The following is a 9,125-nucleotide window of genomic DNA, read 5'->3' on the forward strand; positions in this document are numbered from 1 at the left end:
CTACGATTCTGTTACCGGAAACTTAGACACGCAAACGGACGCACTTGGTGTTGTAACCAGTTTTAAGGAATACGATGCAAATGGAAGATGGGGCAAAGCAGAGTTTACAAGAACTATAAGTGAAGGAATTACCGAAATTGTATCCACCAGCAACATTTATGACAACATGGGGCGTGTAACTGAAAATACTGATGGAGTGGGTAGAGTTTCAAAAGCATACTACAATGGAATTGGTAAAATAGGAACATACACAGATAAGTACAAAAATACTTTAAGCTATCAGTACGATTGTCTGGGTAATTTGACACAAGTAGATTATCCCGACAAATCAAGTGAAAAGTATACTTATGATGAAGAAGGCAATGTGAGTTCCTATACTGACAGGGACTCAAAAACTGTTTACTATACCTATGATGCTATGAACAGGGTGGAATATGTAATATATCAGGACGGCTCATATGTGAAATATGATTACAATGAAGCTGGAAATATAAAAAAGGTAACCGACCAGAGAGGAAATTCTACTGAGAATAAGTATGACAGCCTTGGAAGATTGGAATATGTTTTCAATTCAGCAAAACCAGAAGATAAAGTGCAGTACATCTACTCAAATAAACCTTATCCTGACGAAATGCTCGATGCAAAGGGTAATAAATTTGTATACAGCTATAATTCAAACGGCAAATTGGAGACAATAAAATATTTAGATAACACTACATATGAGATTCTGTACGACAATGCTGGAAGGGTTTCAATTGTAACCGATCAGAATAAAAAGGCCACAAAATATGACTATAAGGATAACGGACTTCTTGAAAAAGTGACCCTTGCATATGGAATTGAGGGCAAGGAAGAAACTTGGATTTACGATTATGATGAAGCGGGAAATCTAAAGAGCATAGAAGATCCAAGAGGCAAAGTGACAAAAATGGAGTCTGACGGCGTTGGCAGGCTTAAGAGGCAGACTCTAGCTCTAAAGATGTACATGGAAGCTTCCTATGATGATGAAAAGAGGGAAGTTACGGTAACAGATTATAACAAAAAGCCAATCGTGTATAAATACGATGCCAACATGAGGCTTGATATTAAAGAAGTAGGCAGCGAAAATACCATTGACTTTGATTACACAAATGAGGGATATATAAAGAAGGTAGAAGATAAAAACGGCACAACAAGTTATGAATATGATGATTTGTACAGGCTGACAAAGAAAACAAACCCAGACAACACCACTATAGAGTATTTCTATGATTGGGCTGGAAATTTTACAGGTATAAGGACAAAAGGCGGGGCAACAAGCTATGTGTACGATGCTTACAACCGACTTTCCAAGGTAATTGGAAATGACAATAAAGCTACCAAATACTTATATGATGCAGTTGGAAATCTTGAATATATATTGCATCAGGATGGCTACAAAACCCAGTATATTTATGATAACCAAAACAGGCTGACGGATATAAATAGAATCAAGCCTGATGGGGTAACGGTAGAATATAACTACCACTATGATTTGGAATTTGCCGGAGAGCGCAAACAGGTAACAGAAACCAGCGGACGTATTGTGGAATATGATTATGACGATTGCTACAGACTTAAAAAAGAAGAGATAACAGACCCTGTACTTGGAAACAGACTAATCACATACCAATACGACAAGGCAGGAAACAGGCTTGAGAAGAATGATAACGGAGTTATAACCAAATATGATCCTGATGATAACAACAGGATTAAGAGTGAAGGCAGTATCATTTACGATTATGATGACAACGGCAATTTGAAAACCAAAGTTGATGGAACTAAAACGACAACTTATGGTTATGATGGGGAAAACCGACTTATATCAGTGACGTTAACCGAATCAGGTAAAACAAAAGTTGAAACTTACGGGTATGACTGGGAAGGAAATAGAATCAGTAAAACTTCCAATGGTGTAGTGATAAAATATCTTGTAGATAGCTACAGTGGCCTTTCGAAGGTTATTGAAGAGCGTGACGGCAGCGGAAATCTTCTGGTTTACTACACCTATGGAAATGATTTGATCAGCCAAAAGAGAGGCGACGTTACAAGCTACTACCAGTACGATGGAATTGGAAGCACCAGAAGGCTAACGGATAAAGATGGTAATGTAACCGATACTTACATTTATGATGCTTTCGGCAATATATTGAATAGAACGGGCAACACAGAAAATAACTACATGTTTGCTGGAGAACAATACGATGCAAACAGCGGATTTTACTACCTAAGGGCAAGATACATGAACCCTCAGAATGGTAATTTCATAACCATGGATCCATACAGCGGAAGCCTGAATGACCCGACGAGCCTGCACAAATACCTCTATGCAAATGCAAGTCCTGTGAACTTTACAGACCCAACCGGATATTATTCGATACCTGAATTGATGATATCCTTTGATATTAACGGAGTTCTTGATACCCTAAACTGTGTAGCACTTTCAGCATTGAGGAATGCAGCATATGGAGCAATTGTAGGAGCAGTTTTCGGAGGAGTAGATGCAGCAATAGATGGCAGAAATATAGTAGAAGGTTTAAAAAGTGGAGCAATAAGCGGAGCTCAATTTGGAGCATTAGCGACCTTTGCAGAGTTAAGACCGATATTAGGTATTATAGGGGCAGTAGATGGAGGTAACGGAGTAGTTGAGGCAATAAAAGAAGAAAAATATGAACTCGCAGCATGGAGAGCTACAATGCTTGTAGTCTCAGTAATAGCATTAGGAAGTGACTTGTTTGATGGTAAAGCATGCTTTACAGAAGAGACGTTGATTTATACGAAAGATGGATACAAACAGATAAAGGATATTGCAGTTGGCGATGAGGTGTATTCAAAGAATCCAGAGACAGGAGAGCAAGGATTAAAGAAAGTTATAAACGTATATGTAAAAGAGGTTAATGAGTTAATTCACCTGAAAGTAGGAGACCAGGAGATAAAGACGACAGCAACCCACCCATTCTGGGTTGAAGGCAGGGGTTGGATTGCAGCAGGAGAGTTGAAACTGGGTGACAGACTTTTAATGTACTCTGGAGAGATACTTGAGGTAAAGGAAGCGTTTGTTGAGCACCTGGATAAGTCGGTTAAGGTGTACAATTTTGAAGTAGAGGACTGGCATACTTACTTTGTGTCGGTGTATAATGTGTTTGTACATAATATGTGTGGTGAGGGTCTCACTAGAAAACAAATGGGACAAATTGAAAAGTTAAGAAATGGCAAAGACGTATCTGTAAAAACAGTTGAGGAGGCTAGAGCTTTATTGGACAAAATGCCAGACGTTGAGCCCCCACGTTTAGATCGTATGAATCCTGAGTTTAAAGACCCAAAAGGGACATATAGAGGTGATTTAATAAATAAAAAAGCTCCAGAAAGTGATTATATACATGATCCTAATATTGTAAAGAAAAATCCTAAGCATGCAAAGTTTCCACATTATAATATTAACTTTATAAATGGTGAAAAGGCTGCAATACTAATTACAGGAGGTTGATAGTATGGATAAAGAGGAAATTTTTAGATATGTAGAGATTGGAAAAAGCAGGTCTATTTCAGTAGATCGACGTTTAATAGAACAATACCCTGGTATAATTAGAAATGTTATTATTAAACAAAATGCAAAGTTACAAGTCGATTTTCTTGATAAAAATGTATTAGAAATAGATGAAGGAGAAATTTCGTTATATTTTTATTATGAAGACTATAATAAATTATTTAAAGCAATAGAAGATTACATTGGAATTAGTATGGAACATTGGGTTAATTATACAAAATCCGAATGGTATCCTGAAGATGCAGAAATTAATCTAAGCCAGTCATGGGAAAGGTTGCAATCTGATTTTGCTGATAAGAAACTTCATTTACCTACAGGTTATAAAGAATATTCTATACGTGATTTATATTGGGAAGCATTGGATAGTGGAGAAGTTAAGGTAAATGATCCAGAAAGCGTTTTTCATGAATGGTTGGATAGAAAAATGCGTGAAGAGGATGAAATGTACGATGAAGATTAAAATGAGATAGTCAAAAAGAAGGCCGGGTCAGTGTTCCGGCTTTTCTTTTTAATATTGACCAGTACAACCTTCAAGCCCTTCTAAAAACCATATTTTATAATAACTTGAAACTATTAAACTATCAGGATTTACATATTTACATTAAAAATTGACCATTAAAACCTGAAAATATGCTCCATAAAGGCTATGTAGCATTGTAATTCAAAAGCGTTTTTTCATAGAATTATTAAGTACCTAAAGTATCAGTTTGAAAAAATTTCTTTTTCGAATCATTAAAATTCATTAGCGTTGCATTAAATCTATAATAAAAAGTCAATGTAAATAATTTGCTGGCATAGCCTTCACATAGAAGGAAATTCTGCCACATGCTAGAGAAAAGGGGAGTGACCACCTAAGCCCAAGCAATAAAAAATCAAAAAACTTAATACGATTAACTGACTTTATACCTGCGTAGCACAGTTTCAAATTCTTGTTTCCAATTGAACCGCTTTTGCTTAACTTTAGGCGGTGGCCTTTTAGGGCTCAAGTCCTCTTGAAGCTGTATAAGAGTATTCCAAGGTCCTTTGGCAATAAGCCTTACTGTCTTTAGAAAGTCATGTTTAGTACCTACTAGGATATGCATTAGTAGCAATAAGCAATAAAGTATAAGTGCTGAGTAAACCTGATTAAGTACAGCATTAAAGCTGGTTCCAAAGAACTTCTTGATTTTAAGGTGCCGTTTGATCCACTTGAAGAAGGTTTCTATAGTCCACCTTAAACGGTATATCTGGGCGATTTCTTCCGCAGTGAGATCAAAACGGTTTGTAATTATATAAAATAATTCACCGTTTGATGAGTCAATTACTTGGATAGCCCTGATAGGATGCTGCATTTGAGTACTTTGACCCCCAAGGATAACTTCGTTGTCAGATAAAATAGACTCACCTTTAAGAACAGCATTATAATTCATAACCTTCATGATGGCGTTTTTCTTAAGCCTTGATACAAAGAAGATTCCTTCCCTGCAGTACCTATCAAATTCTTTGTAGTCAAGGTATGCTCGGTCAAAAAGGTATGTTATGCCTGGTTCTTTGACAAAGTTTTTCATTTTCTCTTTGTCATGAATAATACCTTCAGTCATAACAATACTTTCGGGGCATCCAAGAAGTATATCGTAGAGGGTATGAATCTTAACTGCCGCAGTTTTATCTCGATATTCTGCCCAGGGAAATAAAGATATACAAAGACTTACAGTAGTTGAGTCAAGTGCCTTAAGCATTTCCCAACTTCCTGGGATAATTCGTATTCCGTTATGCTTCTTCAGCTTAGCGAGAGAAGCCTCAAATATCTGTTTAAAAATTACTGTATCACGTGCTCTATTTGCACGAGATATTTGTGAAGCGCTGATAGTTCCTGTGTACTCCTGAAGTCTTTTGTCAGCTACTATGCCTGTTTCAATATCCCTAAGACAGGTAGTTCCAGTCAGATGAGCATACATCATCGTATTAAGTTGCCGAAGAATAGTGAACTTTTTGGTACCATGTTCAGCACCTGTTTCATTAATAGCCTTTTCCAAAATGTTCTTTGGTAAAAAGCCTGTTAATGTTTCAAAAATTGTAGTACAATCAGCCATGTTTGTTAGCTCCTTTGTTAATGGATGTGGTTGCTTGGTCGCGAACCCACTTGATATTAACAAAGGGGCTTTCATATTTTCTACAGGTAAATATTATTACTTCAACCAGAAAGTATGGGTTGAAATTTTTAAAAAAACTTTATGCAACATTAATGATTAAAATTATAAAAGTAAAAAATTTGTAGACTAAAATGGGATTTTTATATAGAATAGGTAATAGTATTTATCAAAATAGTTTTCACTTGAAAATTGCTAAATTAATAGTGATAAGTTCTTCATTAACTAAAACGATATATAGAAACAAGAATACAATTATAGGAATGAAATTGTTTCGTTATAAGTCTCTCAAATGTAAACTAATTGTAAAATTATGCAGAGTATGTTATAGGGTGATATAGCAAGAATTATAGCATTTATGCAACTAAAATTTTAAGTTGTATCTTTGTTGCAGAAAGAAATAATTAGGAGGTGTTTGCTATGCCCTATGAGTTGGCAGGCAGAGCCGATAAAGGTGGAAATAAATTTGAAATCAGATGGGTTATATACCAAATGCTAAGAGTCATAGATGAGAAATTAGATTATGTTGTTTTGGAAGCCCTTGGTGATGATGAACGGGGTGTTGATATATGGATTGGCGAAAAAAATGACAGCAGAGAAGGTCAACAATGTAAAGGAAGAAATGGAAGCAAAGAATATTGGGATTATGGAACTGCAAATGCTAAGGGGATCTTCACGAATTGGAAGTATCAATTGGATAGAGATAAGTCGAATAAAGTTGCTCTAGTATCCCCTTTAGTTTTTACGTTTCTTGAGGATTTAATTGAAAGAGCTAAAAATACCAGTAACAATCCTAAAGATTTTTATAATAACCAAATACTTAATGCTAGCAAAGAATTTGTTGAGTTCTTTAAAAACTTTTGCAAAGTGATGGAGATAAATCCAGAAAAAGATTTAGATTTAATAAAGTGTATCTCTTATTTAAATAGAATAGCTTACCGTCAAATGCCTGATACAGAATTAAAAGAGCTGATTTTATCAAAAATTGGTTATTTGTTAATAGGTAATGAAGAAGAAATTTATAATGCATTTATTGCGTGGATAGTAGATGGTGATATTTTAGGAAAAACAATTAACCAGTCCGTTTTGTACACTTTTTTAAAAGAAAAAAATATAAGGTTTAAAAATCTTGCAACTGATGAACGTATCATGCCTAGGATAGAAGAATTGAATGAGGAATATAAAACATCATTTATTCCGTTAAGGAATGGGTTGATTAAGAGAAAAGAATTCTCTATATGTAGAGAAGCAATAGATTCAGGGGATTTTCTAATAATACACGGTAAAGCTGGAAGAGGGAAGAGTGGCTGTACAGTAGACATTATCAATTATTGTCAAGAAAATACTATACCATATTTGGCAATTAAATTAGATAAACGTATCCCAAATAGGACTGCTGAGATATGGGGGAAAGATTTAGGATTACCTGCATCTATAGCTCATTGTATTCATAGTATTTCTAAAAATGGAAGAGCAGTAATTATTCTGGATCAGTTGGATGCACTTCGTTGGACGCAAACACACTCCAGAGATGCTTTATTAGTATGTGCTCAGATTATAAATCAAGTAGAGAGATTGAATTTTGAAAGAAAATATAAGATATCTGTAGTTTTTGTGTGTCGAACCTATGATTTGGAAAACGATAATAATATCAAGTCATTATTTAAGAAAATTGATATGAAAGAGGATGCTATTCAATGGAGTAAGGTTCTAGTTAATGAATTGGATGATGAAATAGCAAAGGGGATTGTTGGGAAACGTTATGAACAATTAACAAGTAAGTTGAAAGAAATACTAAGAATCCTAAGCAATTTATATATATGGCAACAGTTAGATCAAAGCAAAGAATATACCGAATGTTCTACAGCGGACCATCTAGTCTCAGAATGGTGGGGACAGTTGTCTGAAAAATGTTTTGAATTTGGATTAAGTGAAGCTGATCTAAATGATACTAAAGAGAAAATTATAAACCTTCTGGAAAACGTAGGTAGACTATGTATTCCATTAAACATATTGAATGTTAATAAGTCATGCTTAAAATTCTTATCTTCAAATGCTTTTTTGATAATTCAAGATAATAAAGCTTCTTTTGCTCACCAATCAATATTAGACTGCTTTTTGGCCGAAAAGATGCTTAAGAGATATTATGCAGGTGAAGATATTGTTGATATTATTGGAAACAGAGAAAAACAAACTCCAGGAAACAGATATCAAGTTCAAATTTTTTTGCAAAATTTATTTGAGTTCGATAGCCAGGAGTTTATTGATGCAGGTCAAAAGATGTTTGAGGCAAAGCAAATTAGATATTTTGTTAAATTCGTTTTCCTTGAGGTATTAAATCAAATAGATATTTTAGATGAAAATACCAGAAATTTTATCGTTAATAACTGTGAAAACAAAATATATGGTAATCATATTATAAATAACGTTATTTTCTCAAGACCTAAATATATTAGGTTGCTTAGACAAAGTGGGGTTTTAGATAAATGGTTTAATAATCCACAAAAAAAAGATATTGTCTTTAATTTACTTATAAGTATAAGCCCTAATTATGAAATTGAGGATATTGAATTCATTGAAAAGTATGCATTTTGTTCGCAAGAAGATGATAATAAATTTTCAAGATGTTTTTTACATGATATTAATCTAGATACAGATGAGTTGTTTGAATTGCGAATGAGATTTTATAATAGGTATGTAAGCGTAAAATACAACCCGTCTACAATTACTACTCCTTCTGTTGTAAAATCTTATTATTAAGTCTGCAGGATTCAGGCAAATCATCCGACCAAGGCATTAAGGAATCCAGCACACTCTGATCTTTGACATCTACATTTGGAAGCGTTTCCAGCAAATAAGTCAGATATTCAAAAGGCTTAAGATTATTTGCTCTGGAAGTTTCAATAATACTGTAAATCATTGCACTTGAGGTAGCTCCGCTTGGAGTATTGCAAAACAGGAAGTTTTTACGTGATATAACAAATCCTTTTATACTCCGTTCCGAAATGTTATTATCGCAATAAAGTCTACCATCAAGTAAGTAATTATTAAGCTTATCCCATTGGTTCAAACAATAATTAACAGCTTTACCAGTGGCACTCTTAGGTGTAATTCGAGGTCTTTGCTGCTTGAGCCATTTGTAAAACTCATCCAATATAGGCTTGCTTTTTTTGAGTCTGCCTTCATATCTTTCGTCTGGGCTCGCATCTTCAAGCTCATGCTCAATACTATAAAGTCTGTTGCAAAATTGAAGTCCTTCTTTTGCAACACACGGTTTATCTTTAACCTCTTTTGGCAATGACTTTAAAGCCTCGTCCCACTTTCTCCGAAAATGAGCAAGACATGCTACTTTAATTATATCCTGTAGCCCTTCATAAGACTGGAAACCGTCAGCACAAAGGTAACCTTTAAAACCCTCCAAAAATTTTTGA

General features: G+C 34.7%; 5 protein-coding genes. 3 read left to right on the forward strand and 2 right to left on the reverse strand.

What is annotated here, in order from left to right; translation table 11 throughout:
• Together ACECE_RS28705 and ACECE_RS0223105 are read left to right on the forward strand one after the other, a co-directional pair.
• Positions 1 to 3,505: polymorphic toxin-type HINT domain-containing protein (locus tag ACECE_RS28705; RefSeq protein WP_010251570.1), on the forward strand; the 3,505-nt coding region annotated here is incomplete at its 5' end.
• A 4-nt stretch (positions 3,506 to 3,509) separates the two neighbouring features.
• Entirely contained in the window at positions 3,510 to 4,025 is a 516-nt protein-coding gene (locus ACECE_RS0223105) for a hypothetical protein (RefSeq protein ID WP_010251573.1), read from the forward strand.
• 430 nt (positions 4,026 to 4,455) lie between these two features.
• Here ACECE_RS0223105 and ACECE_RS28710 read toward each other — a convergent pair whose 3' ends face one another.
• Complete coding sequence (locus tag ACECE_RS28710) at positions 4,456 to 5,637, reverse strand: IS4 family transposase (protein WP_010251575.1); 1,182 nt, start codon at positions 5,635 to 5,637, stop codon at positions 4,456 to 4,458.
• 477 nt (positions 5,638 to 6,114) lie between these two features.
• On the opposite strand from ACECE_RS28710, the gene ACECE_RS0223115 reads away from it, so the two are divergent.
• Complete coding sequence (locus ACECE_RS0223115; RefSeq protein WP_010251579.1) at positions 6,115 to 8,454, forward strand: NACHT domain-containing protein; 2,340 nt, start codon at positions 6,115 to 6,117, stop codon at positions 8,452 to 8,454.
• Here ACECE_RS0223115 and tnpC read toward each other — a convergent pair.
• The coding region (gene tnpC, locus ACECE_RS28715; RefSeq protein WP_010251582.1) for an IS66 family transposase at positions 8,423 to 9,125 on the reverse strand (703 nt) is incomplete at its 5' end. The two genes, ACECE_RS0223115 and tnpC, sit on opposite strands and share 32 nt — an antisense overlap.

This window comes from Acetivibrio cellulolyticus CD2 (assembly GCF_000179595.2).
In the GTDB taxonomy this organism is placed as follows: Bacteria; Bacillota; Clostridia; order Acetivibrionales; family Acetivibrionaceae; genus Acetivibrio; species Acetivibrio cellulolyticus.